Genomic DNA, 25803 nt, shown 5'->3' with positions numbered 1-25803 from the left:
GGGTCGGGGGGTGAGGCGATGGTGCGATCGGTGGGGAGAGGGGACCTCGTCATCAGTGAGCGAGGTCACTCCCTCGGGGAACGAGCACCCATGTTAGCGCTTACATCACGAATGTCAACGCTTACATCGCGACCTGGACCCCCGGCACGGGAAGGGCGGCCCCGTCCTGCACGGGGAGGACGGCCGGCTGCTCGGCGCGGTGGTCACCGCCACGACGCTCGCCACCGAGGGCGTCATCACTCTCGTGCTCGCCGACGCCGACGGGAGCGATCCGCTCCTCGCCGCGATCCGCGCCCCGTGGGAGTTCACCCTCCCCCGCGGCGCCGGCCTCGCCGCGCGCGCCGACGGCAGGATCGACGTGCGGGAGGCGTCGGGACCGGTCCACGCGACCGCGGAGGCGATGGGCGCCTGGGCGGAGTCCGTCCCGACCGCCGTCGAGCGCGCCGACGTCATCGAGCACGTCGTGACCGTCTGGCACGCCCTCGCTGAGATCGGGCGTCGGCCGGGCCCGGGGCAGATCGCCTGGTTCCGGATCCCGGAGAGCGCCGGTGCCGGGGACCCCGACAGCTCCGGGGACGCGGGCAGTGCCGGGGTCTCAGCCGGCTTCTGAGGCGTCCGGCTCGACCGCCGCCCCCAGGTCGGTCGCAAAGCGCTCCGCCTCCTGGTCGCCCAGGCCGTGCACGGTCACGCGCAGGTGCCGGGAGGGCTCCGCGTCCGGAGCGAGGCGGAACTCATCGCCGGTGCGCACGCGCCACCCGCGTCGGGCGAGCTGCGCGGCGACCTCGCCCGCGGGCCGCGGCAGACCCACCCACAGGCTCATCCCGTCGGCCGCCGCGACCTCGGCCCCGACCTCCCGCAACAGCGCGGCGACCTGCGCGTTCCGTGCCGCGTACCGATCCCCTGCCCGCTCGATGAGCGCCCGGGCGCCGTCCTCGCGCAGCACCCCGTGGGCGAGGCGCTGCAACAGGTGGCTGACCCAGGTGGTACCGGGGCTGAGCCGCAGCGCGAGCCGGTCGGCGGTCTCGCCGTCACTCGCGACGACGGCGAGGCACAGGTCGGGCCCGAGGAACTTCGAGACCGAGCGCACCAGCGCCCAGCGCCGATGCCCTGGCCCGACCACCGAGCGGAAGGGCGCGCGGGCGAGGAGCGAGTAGTAGTCGTCCTCGATGACCAGCACGTACGGGTGATCCTCGAGGACGGCGCGCAGCTCCTCGGCGCGGCGCGCGCTGAGCGAGACGCCCGTCGGGTTCTGCGCCCTCGGGGTGAGCACCACGGCCCGCGCCCCCGCCTCGAGCGCGGCACGCAGCCCGACCGGGGTCATGCCCTCCGCGTCGACGGGGACGGGCAGGGCCCGGTAGCCGGCGTGGCGGACGGTCTGGATGCTCGCCAGGAAGCAGGGATCCTCGAGGGCGACCGCGTCGCCGCGCACCAGCGCCTGGTCCAGCAGCCGCTCGATCGCATCGACGGCGCCGCTGGTCAGGGTGAGGTGCGCGGCCTCTCCGTCCGGCACGACGGGGGCGACCCAGCCCCTCGCCCAGGCCGCGAAGCCGGGGTCGATGACGGGCTCGCCGTAGAGCACGGGACGGCCGACGGCCCCGGCGAGCGCGGGGGTGAGATCGGGGATGAGAGCGGGGTCGGGGTTGCCGGTGCCGAGGTCGCGGAGCGTTCCCGCGGGAACGTCGGGGGCGAGGGCGGCGAGTGCTGCCGCGTCGGCGAAACCCTCCTGCGCGGCGGTGCGGGTGCCCGCGATCCGGGTGCCAGCCCGGCCCTGGGCGATCACGGCGCCGTCGCGGGCGAGCCGCTTGTAGGCGGCGACGGCGGTGTTGCGGTTCACGCCGAGCTGTTCGGCGAGGGCGCGGACGGGCGGAAGCAGGTCGCCAGGGGCGAGCTCGCCGCGCTCGACGAGGCCGCGGATGCTCGCGGAGATCTCGGCGGCGGTGGCGCCGGTGATCTGCGCGGGCGAGGGGGTCTCCACGGGAGCGAGTCTAGGGCGGGCCCGGAGGCACGGGCAGTGTCGCGACCCGCGCCGCGAGCGCCCGGAACCAGCGGTGCTCGTACTCGCTGCGCTCGACGGCGAGCGCCGTCCGGCACCAGGCGAGGACCTCGTCGCGCTGCAATTCCCCCTCGCGGATGAGCCGGGGGATGACGGAGGCGTCCAGGCGCGGGCCCGGACCGGTGTCGTCGCGCTGCGCTGCCGACGCTCCCTTGATCCCCGGGGTCTCGAAGAGTCGCGGGAGCGTCGTGCGGAGGAGGACGGGGCGCCTCCGGAGGTAGGCCCAGGGCGAGGGCCAGGCAGCCCAGCAGATCAGAATCAGCACGGCGCCCTGCTGCGTGGGTGGCTCGACGAGTCCAGACTGCGCCCAGTCGAACATCGCCTCGATGCCGCGGTTGCCGTCCCAGGCTTTCGGGTTTGTGAGGAACCGCGTCGAGAACGCCTCGACGAAGGCGGGGAGGTCCTCCGGGAACAGTCTCGGGAGGTGGTCGCGCGCCACGGGCCCGTCGAAGGTGCGCTGCCGCAGCGCCTGGGGGAGCGAGGCGGTCGCGAGCAGCGCCGTCTGCGCCGCGTACCCGTGCCGGCCGCTCAGGGCGCCGCGCCACCGACCTTCGGGGTCCCGGGCCCCGGTCGGGGCGCCGAGGATCGCGTTCGCGCTCCCCATCACGCTCCTGCGCAGCGCCGTGCGCTCCTGCGCGGGGAACGGTTCGAGCAGCTCGACCACAGCGTCATGGTCCCCTCGCTGGAGGGCGGCGAGGAGGGCCGAGGCTGCATCGGGGAGTGACTGGTTCATCGGCCGCTCTCGTGAGGGGGACGGTGCATGTCGCGCTGACATTCTTCCTCCCGGTGAGGGCGCATCTCCATTCGTCCACTAGGCGGCGTCACGGCGCGGGATGTGGCAGGGAGCCCGGACCGCGCACCCTCGCGGCCCTCTCGTGACCACTCCCGCCACCCCGTGCTACCTTTTGGCCTAGATCAAAGTGGTGCAGGGAGGGGCGACGCGCACGGAGCGTCGGCCCGCGCCGCGCGAGCGACGAAGGAACACCTCTGTGACCAGTGACGTCACCCCTGCCCCCACCTCCTCCCCCGCTGCCGCGACCGGCACCGGCACCGTCAAGCGCGGTCTCGCCGAGATGCTGAAGGGCGGCGTCATCATGGACGTCGTCACCCCCGAGCAGGCGAAGATCGCCGAGGACGCCGGCGCCGTCGCCGTCATGGCCCTCGAGCGGGTCCCCGCCGACATCCGCGCCCAGGGCGGCGTCTCCCGCATGAGCGACCCGGACATGATCGACGGCATCATCGCGGCCGTCTCCATCCCGGTGATGGCGAAGGCCCGCATCGGCCACTTCGTCGAGGCGCAGGTGCTGCAGGAACTGGGCGTCGACTTCATCGACGAGTCCGAGGTGCTCTCTCCCGCCGACTACGTCCACCACATCGACAAGCACCGCTTCACCGTGCCCTTCGTGTGCGGGGCGACGAACCTCGGCGAGGCGCTGCGCCGCATCACCGAGGGCGCGGCGATGATCCGCTCCAAGGGCGAGGCCGGCACCGGCGACGTCTCCGAGGCGACGAAGCACATCCGCACCATCACCGCCGAGATCCGGGCCCTCGCCGCCCGCTCCGAGGACGAGCTCTACCTCGCCGCGAAGGACCTCCAGGCGCCGTACGCGCTGGTCAAGGAGGTCGCGGAGGCTCATGCGCTGCCGGTTCTTGTGCGCGGGGTGGTCGGTGTCAAACCCCTGGCCGACGCCGCGATGATGATGCAGCTGGGGGCCGACGGGGTGTTCGTCGGCTCGGGGATCTTCAAGTCCGGCGAGCCCGCGAAGCGCGCGGCCGCGGTCGTCAAGGCGACGACCTTCTTCGACGACGCCGCGGTCATCGCCGACGTCTCGCGCGGGCTCGGCGAGGCGATGGTGGGCATCAACGTCGCCGACCTCCCCGCCCCGCATCGCCTGGCCGAGCGCGGCTGGTGAGCGGCGCGCCCCTCTCCCCGGCGCCCCGGCCCCCAGTCACCGCGCCGTCGGCCGGCACCTCGTCGGACGGCGCCCCGGGCACCGGCCTGCGGATCGGCATCCTCGCCCTGCAGGGCGACGTGCGCGAGCACCGACGGGTCCTCACCGCCCTCGGGGCGCAGGTCGAGACGGTGCGCCGCCCGGCCGAGCTCGCGGCCGTCGACGGCCTCGTCATCCCCGGCGGCGAGTCGACGGTGATCGATCGGCTCGCCCGGCTCTCCGGCCTGCACGAACCGCTGCGGGCAGCGATCGCGGGCGGGCTGCCGGTGCTCGGCACCTGCGCGGGCCTCATCCAGCTGGCGGAGCGTCTGCGCGACGGCGGCCCCGGTCAGGAGACCTTCGGCGGACTCGACGCGACGGTGCGGCGCAACGCCTTCGGGCGGCAGACGGAGTCCTTCGAGACGGACCTGGTGGTGCCGGACCTCGAGGGTCCGCCGGTGCGGGCGGTGTTCATCCGTGCGCCGCTGATCGAGGAGCTCGGCCCGGCCGCGCGCGCCGTGGCGACCCTGCCCGACGGACGGATCGTCGGGGCGCGGCAGGGCGCGGTGCTCGGCCTCGCCTTCCATCCGGAGTCGGCCGGGGAGACCCGCTTCCACGAGCTGTTCCTGGAGTCCGTCCGCCGACGGTGAATCCGGTCGATGGCGGGACCCGTCGATAGCGGGACCCGTCGATAGCGGGACCCGTCGGGAGGCCGCCCCCGTCGTCCGCCCTTCGGTCAGCCGCGCAGCAGCGGGGCGATCTCGACGGCCCAGGCGGCGGTGGCGTCGAGGTCGCGGAAGTCGCCGGTCGGCGTGCGCATCGACCGCAGCAGCAGCTGCTCGTGCGCCGGGATGCGGTCGAAGAGCACCCACCCGGGCAGGTTCCGCGTCGCGACGGGCGTGAGCGGGGTCTGCGCGAGGAAGCGGTCCAGGGCCTTCTGCCGACCCTTCTTCGCCGGGTCCGAGGCGGAGCCGGAGCAGGTGAACAGGGCGAACGGCGCGGCGGCGAGGGCGTCGTCATGGCGCTGCGTCCAGCGGACGAAGCTCTTCTCGAGGCTCTCGGCCCGCACGGCGGAGCCCGCGACGACGGCGCTGCGCGCCCCCGGGTCCGGGTCGTCGGCGACGTCGGCGGCGACGGCGGGCAGGCCGGCGCCGACGAGTGCCTCGGCGATCGTCTCGGCGAGGGTGCGGGTGGCTCCGGAGTGGGTCGCGTAGGCGACGAGCACGGTCATGGGCCCCATCGTGCCAGGGGCCGACGCCCGCCCGCGGGACCGAGGACCCTCGCCCGTCGGCCGGTCTCGAAGGCACCATCCCCGCAGGTCACGATTCGGTGGTCATGACCGACTGGTCACTGGATCCGGCATTTCGGGCGGAGGATGATGTGTCCACGGCCGCTGCCGTCCGGGCCGCGGCCGGGCCACGAAGGAGGCAGCCATGAAGAGGTTCCTCACGGTCCTCGCGAGTCTCGCGCTCTTCGTCGGTCTGGGCATGACCGCTCCGCTCGCAGCGGATGCCGCACCGTTCTGCGGCATCACCTGGGGGTCCCTGCAGAAGACTCGGGCCGGCATGTCCACGGCCCCGCTCACCGACCTGCGCACCGGCCGACACGCCTGCTATGACCGTCTCGTCGTCGATCTCGACGGCGCGGTCTCGGGCTACTCGGTCCGGTACGTCAGCGCGGTGCACCGTCCCGGCTCCGGGTCCGTCGTCCCCCTCGCGGGTGCCGCGGACCTCGAGGTCGTGATCCTCGCCCCGGCCTATGACGACCGCGGCCGTGCGACCTACTCCCCCGCCCGTCCCAACACCGCGGTGGGCGTCTCGGGATACACCACCTTCCGGCAGGTCGCCCTGGCCGGGAGCTTCGAGGGCGAGACCACGATCGGCCTGGGCGTCCGCGCCCGTCTGCCGATGCGGGTCTTCGTCCTGCCGGGTCCCGGTGACGGGTCCCGGATCGTCATCGACGTCGCCCATCGCTGGTGAGCGGACGACCTCGCTGACCCCTCCCCGCGCCGCTCGGCTCGGCCCGGGGCTGCTGGAATTCCGTGCCTGGCGTGACCTCACCGCCTCTCCGGCCTTGAGGTCACGCCACGCGCGGTCTTTCAGCAGGAACGGTCGGCCCCTCCGGAGAGGGACCGACCGTCCGAGATCAGCGCGCACCGGGCGCGCACGGCACCGATCACTGCTGACCCGTGCCGCAGAGCGGATCAGGCGCCGGGCACCACGATCGTGCTCGCGTTCGCCCGCGCGTTCTCGAACCGCGCCTGGACATCCGCCCAGTTCACGATGTTCCAGACCGCCTTCACGTAATCAGCCTTCACGTTCTGGTAATCCAGGTAGAACGCGTGCTCCCACATATCCAGCTGGAACAGCGGGATCGTCGCCACCGGCACCCCGTTCTGCTGATCGTAGAACTGCTCGATCACCAGGTTCCCACCGGCCGGCTCATACGCGAGCACCGCCCAGCCCGAGCCCTGGATCCCCAGCGCCGCGGCCGTGAAGTGCGCGCGGAACGCATCGAAGGACCCGAAGAACTCGTCGATCGCCGCCGCCAGCTCACCGGTCGGCTTGTCGCCGCCCTCCGGGGAGAGGTTCTTCCAGAAGATCGAGTGGTTCGTGTGACCACCGAGGTTGAAGGCGAGATCCTTCGACAGCTGGTTCACCGTGCCGAAATCGTTCGCCTCACGCGCCGCCGCCAGCTTCTCCAGCGCCGTGTTCGCACCCTTGACATAAGTCGCGTGGTGCTTGGAGTGGTGCAGCTCCATGATCCGGCCCGAGATCGAGGGATCCAGAGCGCCGTAGTCGTAATCGAGATCGGGAAGCGTGTAGTCAGCCATGGTCCGTCCTTTCGTGACGTCGATGGCTCGACCCTAGAAGTTCAAGCACGCTTCAGGTCAAGCGCCGTTCACCGTCGGCGGATCCGTCCCCGGAGCCGTCAGTCGATCCGCCCCCCGGACCGTGGGCCGAACCGTCGGCCGGGCCCGCCGCTCAGCTCTCCGCCGAGTCCTCGTCCTCGTCCTCCACGTGGAGCCGACGGGGCCCGGCACCGGTGGCCGCGAGGGCGTCGTCGGGGTTGAGCAGCGCGCACGCCTTGAGGGAAAGGCAGCCGCAGCCGATGCAGCCGGTCAGCTCGTGCTCGAGCCGCTCGATGGCGCGTCGGCGATCCTCGAGCCGCGCCTTCCACCGGCGGGAGGCGCGCTGCCAGTCGGCATGCGAGGGCGTGGAATCCATGGGCACGTCGCCGAAGGCCTCGTCCACATCGGACAGTGGCATGCCGAGCCGCTTCGCGACGGTGATGAGGGAGACGCGCCGCAGCATGTGACGGGGGTAGCGGCGCTGGTTGCCGGCACTGCGCACCGAAGCGATCAGGCCCAGGTCCTCGTAGTAGCGCAGGGCGCTCGCGGCGACGCCGGTGCGTCGGCCCATCTCGCCGATGGTCAGCAGCTCGTCCGGCTCGTGCGGGGTGTTCATCCGTGTCCTCCCTCCCTGCCTCGGGGGCGGCGGCCCGCCCCGGAACCTCAAGGATGCTGGAGATCCTAGCCGCCAAGGGGCTCCGCGCGGAGGGCGCGGACGTCTCCAACCGCCGTCCCGCCGCGCCCCCTCGCCCGTCGCACCCCCGACACGCCCGTTCACGCGCGGCCTTCGGCTTGACCTCAAGGGCGCTTGAACTCCTACGCTCGCGGGTGGACTGTCGAGAAGGAGACCCCCGTGACCTATGTGATCGCCCTGCCCTGCGTGGACGTGAAGGATCGCGCCTGCGTGGACGAGTGCCCGGTGGACTGCATCTACGAGGGCACCCGGTCGCTGTACATCCAGCCCGACGAGTGCGTGGACTGCGGCGCCTGCGAGCCGGTGTGCCCGGTCGAAGCGATCTACTACGAGGACGACGTCCCCGACCAGTGGGCCGAGTACTACGACGCGAACGTCCACTTCTTCGACGACCTCGGCGCCCCCGGCGGCGCGGCCAAGATGGGCGTCATCGACAAGGACCACCCCCTCATCGCGGCGCTGCCGCCGCAGAACTGAGCCCAACGGCCTGGGCCCAACGGCCCCGGCCGACCGCCGCTACGCCAGGACCAGCTCGATCCGCGGGTGATCCGCGAAGACCTCGAGCACCGTCTCGAAGTACGTCGGCCCCACGCCCGCCTCGAGCGCTGCGAGGCGCCGACGCGCCGTCTCCGCGCTGTAGACGTCCGGTCGCGCGAGCTTGGCGAGCAGCTGCTCGCGCGTCGCCTCGACGCCGAGCGCCTCGCGCGCGACCCGGTGATCGGCCCAGAGGATGCGCGCCCGATCGTGACCGTGCAGAGTGCCGAAGCCGCCGTGCAGCAGGTCGTCGAGCGCATCGAGACTCGCGCCGAGACGCCAGTCGACTCCGACCATCAGCACCCGGTCCAGCTCGGCGTAGAGCGAGGGGATGTCGCGGATCCGCGATCCCTCGAGCCGGAGCTGGAGCAGCCCGTCGGCGTCGGAGCCCGCCGCCGACGCGCCCACCCCGTCGGCGCCCCCTTCGCCGCCGGTCACCGCCGAGTCCATCCGAGCAGGTCCGCGATCTGCGCGGGGTCCCCGGCCCAGGAGATATAGCCGCCATCGGCCACGAGGGCGATGCGGACTCCGGCGCCGAGCGGGGTCGGGGGCATGGCGGGTCCTTCGACGGGGCGGATCGGGAGATGGTCGGCGGGCGTGGGAGCATCCTGCCGTTCGGGCGGCCGACTTCGGGGTCTGCATCCTCTCGCCCGCGCCGACATATCGCCAGCGCGGTCCGTCATGGCCGCCTGCCCGATCCCCGCTCAGCGCCTCCCGAGCACCGCGACCAGGAAGTCCTCGGCCGGCGGGCGCAGGTCCCAGGTGGAGAAGCGGTGGTGGAGGTCGAAGCCGCTCGCGTCGGCGTCGGCGAGGAAGTCCTCGACGGCATAGCCGCGGCCGGAGCCGAAGCCGACCACGAGGCGGCCGCCCGGCACCAGGTGCTCCCGCAGCCGCTCGAGGGCGGGACGGCGCTCCGCCTCGGCGAAGAAGGCGACGACGTTCCCCGCGCTCACCGCGAGATCGGCGCGCACCCGTTCTCCCTGGTCGTCGAGCAGATCCAGGCGGGCGAGGTTCTGGGTCTCGAAGCGGGCGGCGGGGTGGTCGGCGCGGGCGATCGCGATCAGTTCCGGGTCGAGGTCGACGCCCACCACGCGGTGCCCCGCGGGCAGCAGGTGCGCCGCGAGCCGGCCCGTGCCGCAGCCGGCGTCGAGGATCAGCGAGCCGCGCGCGGCCATCGCGTCGATCAGCCGCGCCTCCCCGAGGATGTCCTTCCCCTCGGCGGCGAGGCGGCGCCACCGCTCCGCATACCGCTGCGCGTGGGCGGCGTCGCGCGTGACCGCCGCGTCCCACTGGTTGCCGGGGGTCGCGGCGGGACGCGGGTCCGACGGGGTCGGGGCGGACGCGCCCGGGGAGGGGCTGGGGTTCGAGGCCATGCCCCCAGTGTGCCGCGCCACGAGGCGATGACGGACGGAGTCCGCGGACCCGTCGGCATCACCGCCCCAGGAGCTCCACGATCACGAGCTGCGTGAGCAGCGCTCCGGCCACCAGGTTCAGCACCAGGAACCGTCGCCAGGCGGCGTGGGCGCGGCCGCTGCTCGCGTCGGTCAGCGCGAGGTGCGGCGCGATGTTCGCGAGATAGGGGATGACCAGGAGCGCGGCGAGGGTCCCCGGCCAGGGGAGGCCGAGCAGCAGCAGTCCGGAGGCGGCGTAGAGGCCCGCGGCGGTGCGGATCGTGGTCCGGGCGCCGAGCGCGGTCGCGACGGACCCGATGCCCGCCGCCCGGTCCGGCACGATGTCCTGGACCGCCCCGACCGCGTGCGAGGCCATCCCCCAGAGGAAGAAGGCGATCAGGGCGAGCACGGCCGGTCCCGAGGGCTCCGCGCCGGCCAGGGCGAGCCCCACGGCCGCAGGGCCCACGAAATGGGCCGACGAGGTCGCCGAGTCCAGCACAGCCCGCTCCTTCAGGCGGATCCGCGGGGCGGAGTAGCCGACGACGGCGGCTAGCACCCCCACGAGCAGCGCCGTCGAGGCCGTCGTCCCCCACAGGGCCAGGGCGATGACGAACGGCAGGCAGAGCAGTCCCGCGGCCCAGAGGGTGAGGGCGTGCCAGCGGGTGTCCAGCACGACCCCCTCGACCCCGCCCTTGCGCGGGTTGCGCAGGTCCGACTCGTGGTCGAAGACGTCGTTCACGCCGTACATGAGGAGGTTGTAGGGGATCAGGAAGAAGATCGTCCCGACGACGAGCACGGGGCCCGCTCCCCCGCCGCCCAGGAGGTACGCGGCCGCGAAGGGGTAGGCGGTGTTGATCCAGCTGAGGGGTCGGGAGGACCCCACGAGCTGCCGGAGGGCGGTGAGCGGGCCGGAGGCGAGGGCGGTGGTCATGGGCGCTCCTGGGGGGTGAGCAGCAGGTGGAGCGAGGGCAGCAGCAGCCCGGCGGCGAGGGGCCAGGCCAGGTCCTCGACGGGTGCGAGGCCCAGGCGCAGCCCGCTGAGCTGCGACTCGTCGTACCGGAACAGGTCCGCGGCCACCATGAGGCTGTCGAAGACGACCGTGAGGACCATGAGCCCGACGACGGTGAGCGCGGTCGCCGCCCACCAGCGCGCATCCGGCCGACGTCGCACGACGGCCACGGCGGTCACCACCAGCGGTGGGAGGAGGAAGAGCCCGGCGAGGGCGGCGTAGGTCATGCCTCCGCCCCGTCCCGGTCGCCGGGAGCCTGGTCCCGCTCGGCGGGGACCGCGGCCCCGCGCCGTCCCGCCGCCGCGGCGAGGCCCCGAGCGATCAGCGCCCGCAGCACCAGGGTGAGGTAGGCGAGGAAGCTCACGAACACCAGCTCCTCGAGCGGCAGCTCGGGGGCGAGGTGGATGCCGGTCATCGCCGCGCTCCCGCCGGTGCGGTAGTGGCCCGAGGCGATCGCCGCCAGGTCCCACAGGAGGAAGAAGGCCACGCCGAGGCCCAGCGCGATCAGCGCGGACCGCGCCCGTCGGCCGCCCGCCGCCAGCACGAGGCGGAACCGCAGGTCGAGAGCGGCCATCCCGGCGGCGGAGCCCAGCAGGGCGGTGAGGTACAGCAGGCTCATCGGCGTCCCCCGGTTCCCGACGCCGACGGTGACTCTGACTCCGACGACGGCTTCGGCTCCGGCAACGGCCCGGAGGAGCGGTCCGCGCGCAGGCGCTTGACCACCAACTCCGCGCTGATCAGGCACATCGGCAGGCCGATCCCGGGGATCGTGCCGGAGCCGGCGTAGAGCAGTCCGTCCACGTGGCGGGAGACGTTCCCCGCCCGCAGGAAGGCGCTCTGCCGCAACGTGTGGGCGGGGCCCAGCATGCTCCCCCGCCACGCCCCGAGATCCGCCGCGAAGTCGCCGGGACCCACGGTGCGCCGCACCACGATGCGGTCCGCGAGGTCGGGGATGCCGGCGTTCGCAGCCAGGCGGGCGATCGCGTCGTCGGCGATCCGCTCGACCGCCGCGTCGCCGCTGCCGTCGATCCCTCCCCTGCCGAGGGCGGGATCGGAGGGGACGGGGACCAGCACGAACAGGTTCTCGTGGCCGGACGGGGCGACGGAGGGGTCCGTGGCCGAGGGCCGACAGACGTAGCTCGAGGCCGGCCTGGGGACGCGGCCCTCGCGCAGGGCGCCGAAGTTCTCCCGCCAGTCGGCGGTGAACAGGAGGGTGTGGTGCTCCAGCTGGGGCAGCTCGCCGCGCACGCCGAGCATCGCCAGCACCGCGCCTGGGCCGCTGGTGCGGCGCTCCCACCACCGCTCGGGGTAGGTGCGCAGCGAGGGCGGGAGCATCGTGGTCTCCACGTGGTGGAGGTCGGCGGTGGCCACCACGCGGTCGGCGCGGATCGTGCGCCGGCCGCCGTCGGCCCCGACGACCTCGACCCCGCGCGCCCGGGCGCGACGGCGCCCGGCCCCGGGGCGGGCCGGCTCGGTGAGGATTCGCTCCGCCCGCGTCGAGGTGTGCACGCGCACGCCCTCGCGGACGGCGAGGGCGGCGATCCGCTCGATCACCTGGCCGAAGCCGCCCATCGGGTACCGGACGCCGCCGGTCAGGTCGAGCGCGCTCATCAGGTGGTACATGCTGGGCGTGCGGTCGGGCGACGAGCCGAGGAAGACCGCCGGATAGCCCAGCACCTGTCGCAGCCGCGGGTCGTCGATGCGTCGGGCGATGTGGCTCTCGAGGCTCCGCAGCAGCAGGCCCAGCAGCCGCGGCGCCCGCAGCAGCACGGCCGGGGCGAGCAAAGAGCGGGGGGAGTCGAAGGACGTGTAGAGGAAGTGCTCCAGGGCGAGGTCGTAGGTGCGGGCGGCCTCGTCGAGATAGGTGGAGAGCCGGCGGCCCGCCCCCGGTTCGATCTGCTCGAACAGGTCGGCGTTGCGGGCGGCGGAGGCGGTGACGTCCAGCGGCTCCTCGTGGCCGTCGAACAGGACCCGGTACCCGGGGTCGAGCGGACGCAGGTCCAGCTGCTCCGCGGCCGAGCTGCCGAGCAGGCGGAAGAAGTGGTCGAACACCTCGGGCATCAGGTACCACGACGGCCCGGTGTCGAAGCGGAACCCGTCGCGCTCCCAGGTGCCTGCCCGACCGCCCACCGCATCGCGCGCCTCCACCAGGTCCACGTCCCAGCCGTCCCGGGCGAGCAGCGCGGCGGTGGCGAGTCCGGAGATCCCGCCGCCGATCACGACCACGGAGCCGGGCGCGTTCATCCTCGCCCCCGCAGCACGGCCCGGGCGAGGACGATCGCCTTCTCGGGATCGGGCACGCGGACCCGGGCGCGCAGGATGTCCTCGGCGGGGGTGCGCCGCAGGCGGCGGGAGAGGGCGCGGAACAGCCCCAGGGCCGCCGCGACCGCCCGACGGGAGGAGCCGGGGAGCTCGGGAAGGGCCGACGCGGCGAGATCGAGGTCGGCGTCGACCGTGTCGAGCAGGCGATGCTTGTCCGCCTCGTCGAATGCCTCGGGATCCACCCCCGGCAGATAGGCACGGCCGAGCTGGTCGTGGTCCTCGGCGAGATCCCGCAGGAAGTTCACCGTCTGGAAGGCGGAGCCGAGCGCGCGGGCAGGGGCGTCCAGGCGGGTGCAGGCCGCCTCGTCCCCCGCGAGGAACACGCGCAGGCACATCAGTCCCACCACCTCGGCGGAGCCGTGCACGTACTCCTCGAAGCTGTCCTCGTCGTGGGAGGCGACGGCGAGATCGGCGCGCATGGAGGCGAAGAACGGGTCGATCAGCGCCGGGCCGATCCCGTACTGCCGCGCCGTCAGCGCGAAGGCGTGCACGACGAGGTTCGTCGACCGGCCCTCGGCCACGGCACGGGCCGTCTCCTCCGCGAGGTCCTCGAGCATCCGGGACCGTTCCGCGCTGGTGAGGCCGGGATCGGGATCGTCCACCGTCTCGTCGGCGACCCGCACGAGCGCGTAGATGCTGCGCACATGGGTGCGGGCGGGCTCGTCCAGCAGTCGTGTGGCCCAGCCGAAGGAGGTGGAGTAGCCCTGGATCACGCGCGCGGCGCTGCGCTGGGCGACGCGGTCGTAGCGGGCCGACGCCGTCGGTTGGAAAGCAGTGCGGCGGGGACGCTCGGGGCGCTCGGGAGGCGCGAGGAGCCGGTCGGGGGTCATCGGGTCGCCCCGTCGGCCGTGGAGCGGGTTCCCACGGCGGCGCGGGCGACGCGGGACGGGTCCGGGCGACGCACGGCCTGCACCACGGCCGCGGCCGCGATCAGCGCGGCCACCACGGCGGCCACCGCGGCGACGGCGGGGGCGTGCGGCGCGTCGGTCGCCCGGCCCACGGCGATCCAGGCGAGCCCCCACACCATCGCCGCCGGCGCGGCGAGAGGCGCCCGCCCGGTCCGGGAGCGCCCGACCCCGATCAGGGCCAGCGCGATCACGCCCACCACGAGGATCACCGCGATCGCGAGGACCCCCGGGACCCCGAATCCGTCGACCCCGGCCCCGGCGAGCGCCGCGGCGATGTTCGCGCAGGTCGCGACGCTGACCCAGCCGAGGTAGAGCCCGAAGGTGCCGTCCACGACGACGCGCTCGAGAACGCCCTGCGCCGGCCGGAGCACGAGGCGGCGGAACAGCACGGCCAGGACCGCCAGCAGCGCGAGGATCACCAGCACGCTGACCCATACCCACCCCGCCTGCACCACGAGGATCCAGGCGGCGTTGAGCAGCAGCGACGCGATCGCCAGGGCCGCGATCCGGCGGGGATCGCGCGCATCCCGCCACTGCCACAGGGTGTACGCGGCCAGCCCCGCGTAGATCACGCTCCAGATCCTGAAGGCGGGCGCGGCGGGGGCGAGGTGCGTGGCGTCGGCGGAGAGCAGGCCGCCGGCAGCTTCGTCGATCGGGTCGCCGCCGAGGACTCCGACGCCGACGGCGGTGCCGAGCATCGCCGCCGCGAAGGCGAGGGTCACGGCGAGGTGGCGGACGACGGGGGTCATGGGAGGTCCTTCCGGTCGTGGGGCGGGGCGGGGTCGGAGTCGTCGTCAGCGGCGGAGGCCTCGGCGGCGCGGGCGATGTTGCGCTGCATGCCGCCGAAGACGACGCCGTGGAAGGGCCAGACGGCCCACCAGTACGCATCGCCGAGCAGCCCGCGGGGGTGGTACACGGCACGCTGGTGCAGGATCGAACCGCCGTCGCCGTCCTCCTCCACCCCGAGCTCGAGCCAGGCCTCCCCGGGCACCCGCATCTCGGCGCGCAGCCGCAGCAGGCGGCCCGGCTCGAGCCGCTCCACCCGCCACCAGTCCAGCGCCTCCCCCACGGCGAGCCGGTGCGGGTGCCGACGACCGCGGCGCAGCCCGGGCCCGCCGACGACCCGGTCGATCAGTCCGCGGGTCACCCACCCCAGTCGCCACGAGTACCAGCCGTGCGCACCGCCGATGCTCTCGATCACCGACCACACCGTGGCGGCCGGGGCGTCGACCCGGCGTCGGCGCTCGTCCCCGCGCACGATCCCGCCGGACCAGTCCGGATCCTCCGGCAGCGGCGCGGACGGGGCGCCCGCGGGGGTCGCGTCGTGCCAGGCGGTCGCGATGTCGAGCTCGCGGATGCGGATCAGCGCCAGGCCGATGGCCCGGTCGACGCCGGTCAGTCCGCCCTCGGGGTCGGGCACGAGGGCGCGGATGTCCTGCTCGGCGGCGACCGACTCGTGCACGAGGGACTCGACCAGGGGTCGGGCGATGGACGTGGGGACGGGGGTGACCAGCCCGATCCAGTGACTGGCCAGGCGCGGGGTCAGCACCGGCACCACCCGGATGCGCCGCGGGGGCAGGTCTGCGGCGCGGGCGTAGGCCTGCAGCAGTTCGGCGAAGGTGAGGACGTCCGGCCCCGCGACGTCGAAGCTGCGGTTGGGGGCGCCGTCGAGCCGGGCGGCCGCGACCAGGTAGTGGAGCACGTCGCGCACCGCGATCGGCTGGATCCGATTGCTCACCCAGCGGGGGGTGATCATGACGGGCAGCCGCTCCGAGAGGTGCCGCATGATCTCGAACGAGGCGCTCCCGGACCCGAGGATCACGGCGGCGCGGAGCACCACGGTCGGCACCGGACCCGCCAGGAGGATCTCCGCGACCTCCCGCCGCGAGGCCATGTGGGGCGAGAGGTGCTCCTGATCGGGGTGGATCCCGCCGAGGTAGACGATGCGCCGCGTGCCGGCGTGGGCGGCGGCGCGGGCGAAGGCGCGCGCCCCGGCGCGGTCCCGCGCGGCGAAGCTGCGTCCTCCGCCCATGGTGTGGATGAGGTAGTACGCGACGTCGACGCCGTCGAGCGCGGTCCGCAGCGAGTCCGGGTCCTCGACGTCGGCCTCGACCACCTCGACCTCGCCGCGCCACGGGCGGCCCTCGAGCCGTTCGGCGCTGCGCGCCATGGCGCGTACCCGCAGCCCGGCCTGCAGCAGGGCGGGGACGAGCCGGCCGCCGATGTACCCGCTGGCTCCGGTGACGAGGACGAGCGGGGCTTCCGTCGGCTGGTCGGCGCTCATGCGGGGAGTCCGTCCACGGCGTGCAGCGAGGGCTCGCCGGGCAGGAGCAGGTCGGTGGTGCGGAGGATCCGGTCCGTCGCCGCTCTCAGGACCTCCAGGAGCGGGGCGGGGAGGCCGTGCTCGGCGGCGCGCTCGAGGCCCCGGTCGAGGTGCCAGTGGGCGAGGTCCTCGACCCAGGCCCGCGATCCGGTCTCGACGAGGAGGTCGCGTGCCCGGCGGGCCTGGGCAGGTCCGAGGTCGGTCCGGCCCAGCATGGGGCGCAGCTCCGACCAGGCGGGGGTGGTGGCGGCGTGGGCGATGAGGGCGGTGCGCTTCCCCTCGCGGAGATCTCCGAGGGCGCTCTTGCCGGTGCGCCGCTCGTCGCCGAACATGCCCAGCAGGTCGTCGTGCAGCTGGAACCCGATGCCGAGCAGTCCGCCGATCTCCTCGAGCGCGTCGATCGTCGCCGTCGGGGCGTCGGCCAGCAGGGCGGCTGCGTGGAGCGGGAGGCGGAACGAGTAGTCGGCGGTCTTGAGCTCCGCGACGGCCAGTTCCTCGTCGGGTCCCCGCATCTCGCCCGGCGCCTGCAACGGCAGGCGCACATCGGCGAACTCGCCGGCGACGGTGACGTGCACGCAGCGCTCGACGCGATCCAGGAGGGCGTCGACCACCTGCGGCGGGGCGTCGCAGCGGCGGATGGCGCGCAAGGCGGTCATCAGGCCCAGGTCGCCGGTCAGGATGCCGCCGGCCTCGCCCAGGCGTCGGGCGCCGAGGGCGTCGGCACCGGCGCGGCGGGCCGCCTCGGCGATGCTCCCGGGCACGCTCGGCGCACCGCGGCGCAGCAGATCGCCGTCGATCACGTCGTCCTGCACCACGAAGGCGGTGTGGAGGATCTCCAGCGCGGCCCCCACCTGCACGGCCGCTGTGGTGCGGGTGCCGGCGAGGGCGGCGTGGGCGTCGAGCAGCAGCGCCGGCCTCGCCCGCTTGCCGCCGCGGACGGCACGGCACAGCGCCTGCCACAGCGCGTCGTGGTCCGCGAGCTGGAGGGTCCCGGCCCGGCCGGCGCCCTCCGCGAGCAGACGATCGATCTCCGCGTCGACGGCTCCTTGGGCCATGACGGTCATTCTCGCACCGCCGGGTCCGCCGCGAGGAGGGGTCCGAGTCGCGCCAGCTGCTCGGCCGCCCACGGGCTGATGATCCACGGAGCGGCGCCGACGAGGGCCGTGAGCTCGGCGGGATCGACCCAGCGCAGGTCCATCACCTCGTCGGGATGGGGCATCGGTTCCGCGGTCGCGCGTGCGAGGTACACGGGGCAGATCTCGTTCTCGACCACCCCGGAGGCGTCCTGCGCGCGGTACCGGTAGCCCGGCAGCACGCACTGCACGTCGTGCACGGCGAGGCCCAGCTCGTCCTGCGCCCTGCGGGAGATCGCCGCGAGATCGTCCTCCCCGGGGCGAGGGTGCCCGCAGACCGAGTTGGTCCACACCCCGGGCCAGGTGCGCTTGGTCAGGGCGCGCCGGGTGAGCAGCACGCGGCCGTCCTCCCGCACCACATGGCAGGAGAACGCCCGGTGCAGGGGAGTGCTCTCCGTGTGGACGCTCGCACGGGGGGCGACGCCGCGCGGGGTGCCGTCGGGGTCGACGAGCACCACCACGTCCTCCGGGTCGGAGATCGGTGGAGCCGTGGGGGACATGCGGCCTCCTGAGATGCGCTGAGGGACGTACGAGGGACATGCCAGCGACACGCCACGCGAATGGCCGAGCGGCACGCCCAGCGCTTTGCTTAGCCTATCTATCGAAATTGACTGTAGCATCCAGTCATGCGCGATGCCCCTGATGAGGCGGACGACGCCCTCGGGGCCGGGTACTGGTACCCGGAGGCGGACTCCGCCACCGCACTCCTCTCCGCCCTGCGCCGGTTCCGTGCAGCCGACCACGACATGCGGCGACGGATGAGCTCCGACATGGACATGAACACCACGGATCTCGCCGCGCTCCGCCATGTGATCGCCCATGAGCTGCGAGAGGACCCGATCACGCCGCTCCGCCTCGGGCAGCTGCTGGGCATCTCCGGCGCCTCCACCTCGAAGCTGCTGGACCGGCTCACCGCCTCCGGTCACCTCGCGCGCGCTCCGCACCCCCGCGACCGCCGCTCCCGCATCGTGGTGGCCACCGACGCCGGGCACGCCGAGGTGCGCGAGCGGCTCAGCCGGATGCACCGGCGGATGCTCGAGATCGCGCAGGACGTCCCCGAGCCCGCCCGGCGCGCCGCCGCCGACTTCCTCCTGGCCATGGCGGAGCACCTGGAGACCGAGCCGCCGGACTGATCACCGCGGCGATCGCGTCGGACCGGACCCGTCCCCGCGCCCGCGCAGGAGTCCCCCGGCGGTGTCCACGACGACGAACAGCACCAGACTCGCGCCCAGGACGGGCAGCGCCGCCCCGATCACCCTGGCCACCAGGAGCGCCAGAACCACTCCCCCCGGGGGGCATTCCGCAGTGCCCCGCGGCGTGGCGGGGCACCCGGCATCCTCCGGCCGGCGCGGCCACGCTGTCATACGTGTCGGTAACACCGCTGTGACCGACACGTATCACCGCGTCGGCGTGAGAGGTCGACCGAGGATCGCCGCCACCGCCCGCCTCCGGACAGCACGAGGGCCCCACCTCACGGTGGGGCCCTCGTGACGAGTCACTGTCTCACGGTTTCTCGAGTGGAGACTAGGGGGGTCGAACCCCTGACCTGAAGCTTGCAAAGCTACCGCTCTACCAACTGAGCTAAGTCCCCGTATTCAGTTGTGATCCCGCAGGGGGATCAGTTCTGGGAGGCGACGGGCGCCGGAACGGCCTCGTGAGCGTCCTGCTCGGCGGAGATCCGCTCGGCCTCGGACCACAGATCATTGCGAATCCGATCGGACTCGATCTTGCGCCAGGCGAGCAGCCCGGCCGCGGTGGTCCCGATCAGGACGGCGACGGTGGTGACGAACCTCTTCATGAGTCCTCCGTACCTCGAAGTGGGCCTAACTGGACTTGAACCAGTGACCTCTGTCTTATCAGGACAGCGCTCTAACCGACTGAGCTATAGGCCCGTGGGCGGATCTGCACAGTCCCTTGCGGGGGTGAGTGCCGACGGCCACCGACGTGCAACTCTACAGCGAGCCCGCCGAGCACGTCCAACCGATGCGGACCGGTGTACGGGAGGTCACAGCGTCGAGCGGGGACGAGCGCGGATGAGCGGGGGCGGTCGCCGTCGGGTGCCGCCGGTGACGCCGGTCGCCGTCGGGCCCCTCTCCTCTGCTCCCCATCGGGTCCGCGTCGGATCCGCTCCCGATCCTTCCCATCCGATCGGCCGACCGCTCCGAACCACTCCCGTGACGCCGCCCCGGTGTCGCCCACGGAGAACGAAGGAGACGGTCATGACGACACGCACGATGCTCCCCCGGCTGGGAGCCCTGGCGGCCACGGTCGCGCTGATGAGCGCCTGCTCGGGCGGCATGGGCGAGGACCCCGCCGTCGAGGAGAGCCAGAACCCCCCGGCTGCTGAGCAGAGCGAGGCCTCCGACGGCGGCGGCGAGGCGATGGATCCGGCGGCGAACCTGGTCGGACCGGGCTGCGCGAACTACGCGGAGCTGGTGCCCGACGGCGCCGGCTCCGTGGAGGGCATGGCCCAGGACCCGGTCTCCGTCGCCGCCTCCAACAACCCGATGCTCACCACGCTGACCTCCGCGGTCTCCGGCGAGCTGAACCCCGACGTGAACCTCGCCGACACCCTCGACGGGGACGAGTTCACGGTGTTCGCCCCGGTCGACGAGGCGTTCGCGGCGGTGCCCGCGGCGGACCTCGAGGCTCTGGCCGCGGATTCCGATGCGCTGACCACGGTCCTCACGTACCACGTGGTGCCCGGGCAGATGAGCCCCGACGAGATCGCCGGGACCCACATGACGGTCCAGGGCGAGGAGATCGAGGTCACCGGCGAGGGTGACGCCCTGATGGTCGGGGACTCCGCCGTGATCTGCGGCGGCGTGCAGACGCAGAACGCCACCGTCTACCTCATCGACACCGTCCTGATGCCGCCTTCGATGACGGAGCAGGGCTGATCAGGGCACACTGCTCACAGTCCACGGAGGAGCGGCGATGCCCCCTGATCCCCAGGAGGAGCCCGGCTGGAGCGTGATCGGCGGCGCTGATCGCGCCGATCCGCCCTGGCCGGAGCTCCTGCACCGCGTCGCTCTGGGCGACGAGGACGCCTTCTCGCGGCTGTACGACGAGGTCGCGCCGCTGCTGCTGGGTCTGATCCGGCACGTGGTGCGCGATCCCGCGCTCAGCGAGGAGGTGCTGCAGGAGGTGCTCGTGGAGATCTGGCGGCAGGCCACGCGCTTCGATGCGCGACGCGGCTCGGCGCGGAGCTGGCTGTGCATGATCGCGCACCGCCGGGCCGTCGACACCGTCCGCGCCACCGAGGCCTCGCGGCGTCGGGACTCGGCCGAGGGGATGCGGATCATCGAGGAGCAGGTCGTGGACGTGCAGGAGGAGGGGATCTTGAGGGTGGAGGCGCAGCGGGTGGAGTCCGCCCTGCGATCGCTGACCGCCGTGCAGGCCGATGCGATCCGCCTGGCCTACATGGGCGGCTACACCCATCGGGAGGTGGCCGCCCTCCTCGACATCCCGGTCGGGACGGCGAAGACTCGGATCCGTGACGGGATGATCGTCCTGCGGGACAGGCTGGGGGTGACCACGTGACCGAGCGACAGCACGACATGAGCGGCGTCTGGGCCCTGGATGCCCTCGACGACGCCGAGCGGGCGGAGGTCGAGGCCTACCTGGCGGAGGACGCCGAGGCGGCGGCCGAGGCCGCCTCGTTCCGGGAGACCGCCGCCGAGCTCGCCCAGGGGCTCCCCCGGGTCGCACCCTCGGCCGACCTCAAGGCCTCCGTCATGGCGCAGGTGTCCCGGACCCGCCAGCTGCCGCCGACCACTCCCGCGGAGGCCCCTGGGCCGACGTCGTCGGCCGCCGAGCCTCCCGAGGACCGGCGCCCGGCGGGCGAGGTCGTCTCCCTGGAGCGTTTCCGCGCCGCGCGTCGGCGTGCCCTCTGGGCGGGGGTCGCCGCGGCGGCCCTGCTGCTCACGAGCGTGGCCGGGCTGGGGCTCTGGGCCTCCGAACGCGCCGAGCTCCGGCAGGCGGAGTCGAGGATCGAGGCCCTGGAGGCCACATCGGCCGACGCCGCGCAGGAGCAGCAGATGGTGCGCACCATCATGGCCTCCGCCGACGCCGCCCACGTCACCGTCGAGTCCTCCTCCGGCGGGGCGCTGCAGGTGCTGTATTCGCGGGACCGGGAGGCCATGGTCATCCAGGCGGGCGGTCTGCCGGACCTCCCGGAAGACCGCACCTACCAGCTCTGGATGATCGATGAGGACGGAGCCCATGACATGGGAGTGCTGACGGACGCCGACGGGACGACGCTGCTCTCGGGCCCGATGCCCGCCTCGGTGCAGATCGGACTGAGCGTCGAGCCGGCCGGCGGCTCCCCGGAGCCCACCGACGTGGTCGCCGTGGGAGAGCTGTGAACACCGGGCAGAGCGATCCCGGCGGCACGGTCGCACCGGGCGGCCGCTCCGCCCCGAACGACCGCTCCGCCCCAGCCGGCCGGCTCGCGCCCGTGCTCGCCGGTCTCGTCTCCGGGCTGCTGCTGGTGGCGGTGGCGGAGCTGGTCGCTCTCGGCTTCAGCTCCTCGTCCGCGCCCTTCGTGGCCGTCGGCTCGGCGTTCGTCGACATCGTCCCGCCCTGGGTGAAGGACCTGGTCATCTCCCTGGTGGGCACGTGGGACAAGCCCGTGCTGTTCGCCTCGATGGCGGTGGTGTACGGGGTGCTGACAGGGCTGATCGGATGGATCGGAGCGCGTCGGCCGGCCCTCGCGGGCATCCTGCTCACCGGACTCGGCGTGCTCGCCGCCGTCCTGGTCCTCACCCGCGCGCAGAACAGCGTGCTGGACCTGGTCCCCACCCTCGTCGGCACCCTCGTCGCGGTGCCCGTCCTGCGGCTCCTGCTGCGGGCGCTGAGCGGGTCCGGCGCCGACCAGGAGGAGCCGGACCAGGCGGCCTGGTCCCGCCGACGCGCCCTCGTGGTCACCGGCGGCGTGGGCGTCGTCGCGCTGATCGGCGGCGGGGTGGCACGGGGTGTGGGCGCGGCCCGGGAGCGGGCCCGCACCATCGCGCAGTTCGTGCTCCCGAGGCCGGAGACCGCGGCCGATCCGATCCCCGAGGCCGCCCAGGTGCAGCTCGAGGGCATGCCTCCGATCCTCACCCCCGCCGCCGACTTCTACCGGATCGACACCGCACTGTCGGTGCCCCGCGTGGACCCCACCACCTGGGAGCTGAGGATCCACGGACTCGTGGACCGCGAGGTCACGCTGACCTTCGAGGAGCTGCTCGCCGAGCCGATGGTCGAGGCGCACGTGACGCTGGCGTGCGTGTCCAACCCCGTCGGCGGCGACCTCGCCGGCAACGCCACCTGGCTCGGTGTCCCCGTCGGGACCCTGCTGGAGCGCGCCGGGGTGCAGGACGGCGCGGACATGGTCCTCTCCCGCTCGGTCGATGGATTCACCGCCTCGACCCCGCTGGAGGCTCTCACCGACGGCCGCGATGCGCTGATCGCCGTGGGGATGAACGGCGAGCCGCTGCCCGAGGAGCACGGCTACCCGGTGCGCATGGTGGTGCCCGGTCTGTACGGCTACGTCTCGGCGACCAAGTGGCTCACCGAGCTGAAAGTGACCCGCTTCGCGGACGACGTCGCCTACTGGTCCACCCGCGGCTGGTCGGAGCGGGGGCCCATCAAGATCGCCTCCCGCGTCGACGTGCCCCGCTCCTTCGGGGACCTCACCGCGGAGGCCGACGGCGCCGTCATGCTGGGCGGCACCGCCTGGGCGCAGCAGCGCGGGATCTCGCGCGTGGAGGTCCAGCTGGACGACGGAGAGTGGCGCGAGGCGGAGCTCGGCGCGGCGATCTCGGAGGACACCTGGGTGCAGTGGTCCCTGCGCTGGGAGGACGCGAGCCCGGGCGATCATTCCATCTCGGTCCGCGCCACCGACGGCGAAGGCGAGCTGCAGACCGACGAGCGCGCGGCGCCCGCTCCCGACGGGGCGAGCGGCTGGCACACGATCCGCTTCACGGTCGCCTAGCGGCCGACGGGGGCGCTCCGCGCGGGTTCAGCTGCGGGGCAGGCCGTCGGGGATGTCGAGGCCGTGGGAGGCGAGCAGCGCGCGGACGTCGCCGGGGTCGGCGGCGAGGCGTGCACAGACCTCGTCGGCCGGGCCCTCGAACGGATCGGGATCCACGAGCACCGCGAGCCGCTCGAACAGCTGCTGCTGGCTGATGTGCAACGGGAGCGGGCGGAGCCGGCCGATCACCCCGTGCCGGCTCGCATACACCTCGACCTCCGCCGGGGCCTCGCCGGCCGCGAGGGTGAGCTCGAGCGGGGCGGCGGGCAGGGTGAGGCGCTCGTAGTTCGGCTCGGTCGCGTCGAGCGCGGCCAGCTGCTCCTCGCTCACCCAGATCGCCCGCAGCTCGGTGCGCACACCGGGGGCGGCGTACGGGGCGGCGGGCACATAGCCGCGGCGGGAAGCGTGGGCGCTGTGGCCGACGGCGAGACCGGTGACGCTCGCTGCGACCAGGCCGGTCGCGACGGCGGCGTCCCCGTGCAGACCCGCCCGCTCGTATCGCTCGGCGAGGACCTGCGGGGCGGCGAGCGAGCCGACGGTCAGCAGCAGGCAGCGCTCGGAGCGCGGAACGGCCCCGGCGGAGGCGAGGGCCTCGTCCAGGGCGGCGGGTCCGTCGGCGGGTCCAGCGGCTGGAGCGAGCGGACGCACCGTGCCGTCACCCTGCAGGAGGGCGAGGGGAGGCAGCTCGACCGGCCACGGGTAGGCCTGAGGGGTGAGGTCGGAGGCGTCGACGGGCATGCTCCGAGGGTAGCGCCGGGCGGCGCGAGGGTCGGCGGAGCGCGGGGGCGGGTGGTGGCTGAGCCCGGATCGGCGGCGGAGCGCGGCGGCCGGCGGCGCACGGACGGACGGGCGGAGCGTGGCGGGCCTACGCTGGGGACCATGAGCGAACAGCGTGCGATCGCGGCCCTCGAATCCTCCGGGCTGGAGTACGAGATCACCCGTCACGGACGCGTCGGCTCCCTCGCCGAGGCGGCGGCCGCCCGCGGCGTCGAGCCGCGCGACATCGTCAAGACCCTGGTGGTGCGCCGCGGCGAGGGCGACTTCCTGTTCGTGCTGGTCCCGGGCGATAGGGAGATCTCCTGGCCGCTGCTGCGCGCGCTGCTCGGCGTGAACCGGCTGTCGATGCCGGACAAGGAGGTGGCGAAGGAGGTCACCGGCTACGAGCGCGGCACCATCACGCCCTTCGGCTCCACCACCGCCTGGCCGGTCATCGCCGACGCCTCCCTCGTGGACGAGCCCGGCCGACGCATCTCCCTCGGGGCAGGCGCCCACGGCAGCGCCGTCACGCTCGACGCCGCCGCGGCGCTCGCCCACCTCGACGCCCAGGTCGCCGAGGTCACCGGGCTCCAGGCGCCCTGAGGTCCGCAGCCCTCGCCACCGCGCCCCGAACCCCTGCCCCAAACCCCCGCCGCCCCCGCCTTCGCCAAGAACTCCGACGTCGGGCCCCACACCCAGCCCGCGTCCATAACCCCCACGAACTTGGGGGAATAGACGCTCCATTCCCCCAGAGTGCGGGGGTTTCGGGGCGGGTCGGGGTCTGGGGGCGGCGATCCCGGGGAATCGGCGTCCCGGGGTTGGGGTCCCCCGAGCTGGCGACCCCGGGGCGAGTCAGGTCCCGGCCCGGGGGGGCGACGCGAGGGCGCGGGTTCTCTACGGTGGAGTCCTCGGCGGGGACGACCGTCCTCGCCTCGTCCGGAAGGAAGGCCCATGGGCACCATCACCGTCGGCACCGAGAACTCCACCCCCGTCGAGCTGTACTACGAGGACCACGGCTCCGGCCGCCCCGTCCTGCTCCTCCACGGATACCCGCTCGACGGGCACAGCTGGGAGCTGCAGACCCGCGCCCTGCTCGAGGCGGGCCACCGCGTCATCACCTACGACCGGCGCGGCTTCGGGAAGTCCTCGAAGGTCACCACCGGGTACGACTACGACACCTTCGCCGACGACCTCCACACCGTCCTCGAGACCCTCGACCTGTGGGACGTCACCCTGGTCGGCTTCTCGATGGGCACCGGCGAGCTCGCCCGCTACGTCTCCCGCCACGGCCACGAGCGGATCTCGCGCCTCGCCTTCCTCGCCTCCCTCGAGCCGTTCCTGCTGCGCGGCGAGGACAACCCCGAGGGCGTCGAGCAGGAGGTCTTCGACGGGATCAGCGCCTCCGCCCGCGAGGACCGCTACGCCTGGTTCCGGGACTTCTTCGCGAATTTCTACAACCTCGACGAGACGCTCGGCTCCCGCATCAGCCAGGAGGCGGTCGACGGCAGCTGGAACGTCGCCGTCTCGAGCGCGCCCACCGCCGCCTACGCGGTCGTGCCCACCTGGCTCGAGGACTTCCGCGGCGATGTCGAGGCGGTGCGCGAGAGCGGCCTGCCCACACTGATCCTGCACGGCACCGGGGACCGCATCCTCCCCGTCGACGCGACCGGCCGACGCTTCCGCGACCTCGTCCCGCAGGCGCAGTACGTCGAGATCGAAGGTGCTCCGCACGGCCTGCTCAGCACCCACGCCGACGAGGTCAACGCCGCGCTGCTGCCCTTCGCCGGCGCCTGAGCATCGCCCCCCGCCGACACACAGCGGCGGGGGGGGGGGGGGGGGGTTGCGGACAGAGGGCCTGTCGGTTCCGGGGGAGGGGTGCGGG

The 25803-nt window shown here is 73.7% G+C and carries 30 protein-coding genes and 2 tRNA genes; 12 read left to right on the top strand and 20 right to left on the bottom strand.

Annotation, left to right across the window (positions count from 1 at the left end):
* The first annotated feature begins 199 nt into the window (after nucleotides 1-199).
* Nucleotides 200-610 carry a hypothetical protein gene (locus V1258_RS09190; RefSeq protein WP_329749357.1) on the top strand — a complete coding sequence of 137 codons (411 nt, stop codon included), beginning with the start codon at nucleotides 200-202 and terminating at the stop codon, nucleotides 608-610.
* On the opposite strand, the gene V1258_RS09185 is transcribed toward V1258_RS09190, so the two are convergent.
* Together V1258_RS09185 and V1258_RS09180 are read right to left on the bottom strand one after the other, a co-directional pair.
* Entirely contained in the window at nucleotides 596-1975 is a 1380-nt protein-coding gene (locus V1258_RS09185; RefSeq protein WP_329749356.1) for an aminotransferase class I/II-fold pyridoxal phosphate-dependent enzyme, read from the bottom strand. The two genes, V1258_RS09190 and V1258_RS09185, sit on opposite strands and share 15 nt — an antisense overlap.
* Before the next feature lie 10 nt (nucleotides 1976-1985).
* Nucleotides 1986-2786 (bottom strand): hypothetical protein, encoded by an 801-nt coding sequence (locus V1258_RS09180; protein ID WP_329749355.1) that lies wholly within the window; start codon nucleotides 2784-2786, stop codon nucleotides 1986-1988.
* A gap of 256 nt (nucleotides 2787-3042) precedes the next feature.
* Here V1258_RS09180 and pdxS point away from each other — a divergent pair, with 256 nt between their 5' ends.
* Both pdxS and pdxT read left to right on the top strand, forming a co-directional pair.
* Nucleotides 3043-3966 carry a pyridoxal 5'-phosphate synthase lyase subunit PdxS gene (pdxS, locus tag V1258_RS09175; protein WP_329749354.1) on the top strand — a complete coding sequence of 308 codons (924 nt, stop codon included), beginning with the start codon at nucleotides 3043-3045 and terminating at the stop codon, nucleotides 3964-3966.
* Nucleotides 3967-4052: 86 nt separating this feature from the next.
* Entirely contained in the window at nucleotides 4053-4634 is a 582-nt protein-coding gene (gene pdxT / locus V1258_RS09170) for a pyridoxal 5'-phosphate synthase glutaminase subunit PdxT (protein WP_329749453.1), read from the top strand.
* Between the two features lie 86 nt (nucleotides 4635-4720).
* On the opposite strand, the gene V1258_RS09165 is transcribed toward pdxT, so the two are convergent.
* Nucleotides 4721-5215, bottom strand: a complete 495-nt coding sequence (locus V1258_RS09165) for a flavodoxin domain-containing protein (RefSeq protein ID WP_329749353.1) — start codon at nucleotides 5213-5215, stop codon at nucleotides 4721-4723.
* A gap of 202 nt (nucleotides 5216-5417) precedes the next feature.
* Here V1258_RS09165 and V1258_RS09160 point away from each other — a divergent pair, with 202 nt between their 5' ends.
* On the top strand, nucleotides 5418-5963 hold the full coding sequence (locus V1258_RS09160; RefSeq protein WP_329749352.1) for an AMIN-like domain-containing (lipo)protein: 546 nt from the start codon (nucleotides 5418-5420) through the stop codon (nucleotides 5961-5963).
* A gap of 224 nt (nucleotides 5964-6187) precedes the next feature.
* Here the strand turns inward: V1258_RS09160 and V1258_RS09155 are convergent, their stop codons facing one another.
* Nucleotides 6188-6817, bottom strand: a complete 630-nt coding sequence (locus V1258_RS09155) for a superoxide dismutase (protein WP_329745905.1) — start codon at nucleotides 6815-6817, stop codon at nucleotides 6188-6190.
* A 151-nt stretch (nucleotides 6818-6968) separates the two neighbouring features.
* Complete coding sequence (gene soxR / locus V1258_RS09150) at nucleotides 6969-7451, bottom strand: redox-sensitive transcriptional activator SoxR (RefSeq protein ID WP_329749351.1); 483 nt, start codon at nucleotides 7449-7451, stop codon at nucleotides 6969-6971.
* A 237-nt stretch (nucleotides 7452-7688) separates the two neighbouring features.
* On the opposite strand from soxR, the gene fdxA reads away from it, so the two are divergent.
* Nucleotides 7689-8006 (top strand): ferredoxin, encoded by a 318-nt coding sequence (gene fdxA / locus V1258_RS09145; protein ID WP_329744830.1) that lies wholly within the window; start codon nucleotides 7689-7691, stop codon nucleotides 8004-8006.
* Nucleotides 8007-8045: 39 nt separating this feature from the next.
* Here the strand turns inward: fdxA and V1258_RS09140 are convergent, their stop codons facing one another.
* The 11 genes from V1258_RS09140 to idi form a co-directional block, all read right to left on the bottom strand.
* Nucleotides 8046-8501 (bottom strand): ribonuclease inhibitor, encoded by a 456-nt coding sequence (locus V1258_RS09140; RefSeq protein ID WP_329749350.1) that lies wholly within the window; start codon nucleotides 8499-8501, stop codon nucleotides 8046-8048.
* Nucleotides 8502-8767: 266 nt separating this feature from the next.
* A complete protein-coding gene (locus V1258_RS09135) occupies nucleotides 8768-9436 on the bottom strand; it encodes a class I SAM-dependent DNA methyltransferase (RefSeq protein ID WP_329749349.1) in 669 nt (222 codons plus the stop codon).
* 58 nt (nucleotides 9437-9494) lie between these two features.
* Nucleotides 9495-10385 carry a prenyltransferase gene (locus V1258_RS09130; protein ID WP_329749348.1) on the bottom strand — a complete coding sequence of 297 codons (891 nt, stop codon included), beginning with the start codon at nucleotides 10383-10385 and terminating at the stop codon, nucleotides 9495-9497.
* Nucleotides 10382-10690, bottom strand: coding sequence for a lycopene cyclase domain-containing protein (locus tag V1258_RS09125; RefSeq protein ID WP_329749347.1), 309 nt, complete (start codon nucleotides 10688-10690; stop codon nucleotides 10382-10384). Before V1258_RS09125 ends, V1258_RS09130 begins: the two co-directional genes overlap by 4 nt.
* Nucleotides 10687-11082, bottom strand: coding sequence for a lycopene cyclase domain-containing protein (locus V1258_RS09120; RefSeq protein ID WP_329749346.1), 396 nt, complete (start codon nucleotides 11080-11082; stop codon nucleotides 10687-10689). The genes V1258_RS09125 and V1258_RS09120 overlap by 4 nt, the downstream gene beginning before the upstream one ends.
* Complete coding sequence (crtI, locus tag V1258_RS09115; protein WP_329749345.1) at nucleotides 11079-12707, bottom strand: phytoene desaturase family protein; 1629 nt, start codon at nucleotides 12705-12707, stop codon at nucleotides 11079-11081. The genes V1258_RS09120 and crtI overlap by 4 nt, the downstream gene beginning before the upstream one ends.
* A complete protein-coding gene (locus V1258_RS09110) occupies nucleotides 12704-13615 on the bottom strand; it encodes a phytoene/squalene synthase family protein (RefSeq protein ID WP_329749344.1) in 912 nt (303 codons plus the stop codon). Before V1258_RS09110 ends, crtI begins: the two co-directional genes overlap by 4 nt.
* A complete protein-coding gene (locus V1258_RS09105; RefSeq protein WP_329749343.1) occupies nucleotides 13612-14442 on the bottom strand; it encodes a tryptophan-rich sensory protein in 831 nt (276 codons plus the stop codon). Before V1258_RS09105 ends, V1258_RS09110 begins: the two co-directional genes overlap by 4 nt.
* A complete protein-coding gene (locus V1258_RS09100; protein WP_329749342.1) occupies nucleotides 14439-15977 on the bottom strand; it encodes an SDR family oxidoreductase in 1539 nt (512 codons plus the stop codon). Before V1258_RS09100 ends, V1258_RS09105 begins: the two co-directional genes overlap by 4 nt.
* The gene (locus V1258_RS09095; RefSeq protein WP_329749341.1) at nucleotides 15974-17071 is read right to left on the bottom strand and encodes a polyprenyl synthetase family protein; all 1098 of its coding nucleotides are present in this window, start codon (nucleotides 17069-17071) and stop codon (nucleotides 15974-15976) included. Before V1258_RS09095 ends, V1258_RS09100 begins: the two co-directional genes overlap by 4 nt.
* A 5-nt stretch (nucleotides 17072-17076) precedes the next feature.
* On the bottom strand, nucleotides 17077-17649 hold the full coding sequence (idi, locus tag V1258_RS09090; protein ID WP_329749340.1) for an isopentenyl-diphosphate Delta-isomerase: 573 nt from the start codon (nucleotides 17647-17649) through the stop codon (nucleotides 17077-17079).
* A gap of 126 nt (nucleotides 17650-17775) precedes the next feature.
* Between idi and V1258_RS09085 the strand changes: the two genes are divergently transcribed.
* Nucleotides 17776-18282: a MarR family winged helix-turn-helix transcriptional regulator gene (locus V1258_RS09085; protein WP_329749339.1), complete on the top strand. Its 507-nt coding sequence runs from the start codon at nucleotides 17776-17778 to the stop codon at nucleotides 18280-18282.
* A 385-nt stretch (nucleotides 18283-18667) separates the two neighbouring features.
* Here V1258_RS09085 and V1258_RS09080 read toward each other — a convergent pair.
* From V1258_RS09080 to V1258_RS09070, 3 genes are all read right to left on the bottom strand, one after another.
* A tRNA-Ala gene (locus tag V1258_RS09080) sits at nucleotides 18668-18740 on the bottom strand.
* Nucleotides 18741-18767: 27 nt separating this feature from the next.
* Nucleotides 18768-18947: a DLW-39 family protein gene (locus V1258_RS09075; RefSeq protein WP_329749338.1), complete on the bottom strand. Its 180-nt coding sequence runs from the start codon at nucleotides 18945-18947 to the stop codon at nucleotides 18768-18770.
* A gap of 20 nt (nucleotides 18948-18967) precedes the next feature.
* Nucleotides 18968-19041 (bottom strand) — tRNA-Ile (locus V1258_RS09070).
* A gap of 327 nt (nucleotides 19042-19368) precedes the next feature.
* On the opposite strand from V1258_RS09070, the gene V1258_RS09065 reads away from it, so the two are divergent.
* From V1258_RS09065 to V1258_RS09050, 4 genes are read left to right on the top strand one after another with little or no spacing between them, the layout of a single operon-like run.
* On the top strand, nucleotides 19369-20049 hold the full coding sequence (locus V1258_RS09065; RefSeq protein ID WP_329749337.1) for a fasciclin domain-containing protein: 681 nt from the start codon (nucleotides 19369-19371) through the stop codon (nucleotides 20047-20049).
* 37 nt (nucleotides 20050-20086) lie between these two features.
* On the top strand, nucleotides 20087-20692 hold the full coding sequence (locus V1258_RS09060) for a sigma-70 family RNA polymerase sigma factor (RefSeq protein WP_329749336.1): 606 nt from the start codon (nucleotides 20087-20089) through the stop codon (nucleotides 20690-20692).
* On the top strand, nucleotides 20689-21516 hold the full coding sequence (locus V1258_RS09055; protein WP_329749335.1) for an anti-sigma factor: 828 nt from the start codon (nucleotides 20689-20691) through the stop codon (nucleotides 21514-21516). The genes V1258_RS09060 and V1258_RS09055 overlap by 4 nt, the downstream gene beginning before the upstream one ends.
* Nucleotides 21513-23126: a molybdopterin-dependent oxidoreductase gene (locus tag V1258_RS09050; RefSeq protein ID WP_329749334.1), complete on the top strand. Its 1614-nt coding sequence runs from the start codon at nucleotides 21513-21515 to the stop codon at nucleotides 23124-23126. Before V1258_RS09055 ends, V1258_RS09050 begins: the two co-directional genes overlap by 4 nt.
* Nucleotides 23127-23153: 27 nt before the next feature.
* On the opposite strand, the gene V1258_RS09045 is transcribed toward V1258_RS09050, so the two are convergent.
* Nucleotides 23154-23903, bottom strand: a complete 750-nt coding sequence (locus V1258_RS09045; RefSeq protein ID WP_329749333.1) for a hypothetical protein — start codon at nucleotides 23901-23903, stop codon at nucleotides 23154-23156.
* A 141-nt stretch (nucleotides 23904-24044) separates the two neighbouring features.
* On the opposite strand from V1258_RS09045, the gene V1258_RS09040 reads away from it, so the two are divergent.
* Together V1258_RS09040 and V1258_RS09035 are read left to right on the top strand one after the other, a co-directional pair.
* Nucleotides 24045-24524: an aminoacyl-tRNA deacylase gene (locus tag V1258_RS09040; RefSeq protein ID WP_329749332.1), complete on the top strand. Its 480-nt coding sequence runs from the start codon at nucleotides 24045-24047 to the stop codon at nucleotides 24522-24524.
* Nucleotides 24525-24872: 348 nt separating this feature from the next.
* Nucleotides 24873-25715, top strand: a complete 843-nt coding sequence (locus V1258_RS09035) for an alpha/beta fold hydrolase (RefSeq protein ID WP_329749331.1) — start codon at nucleotides 24873-24875, stop codon at nucleotides 25713-25715.
* Nucleotides 25716-25803 lie beyond the last annotated feature (88 nt).

The sequence above is a fragment of the Brachybacterium sp. J153 genome (assembly GCF_036311905.1).
Classification (GTDB): Bacteria; Actinomycetota; Actinomycetes; order Actinomycetales; family Dermabacteraceae; genus Brachybacterium.
Note: the sequence above shows the minus strand (reverse complement) of the source record. Positions and strands in the feature narration are given on the sequence as shown.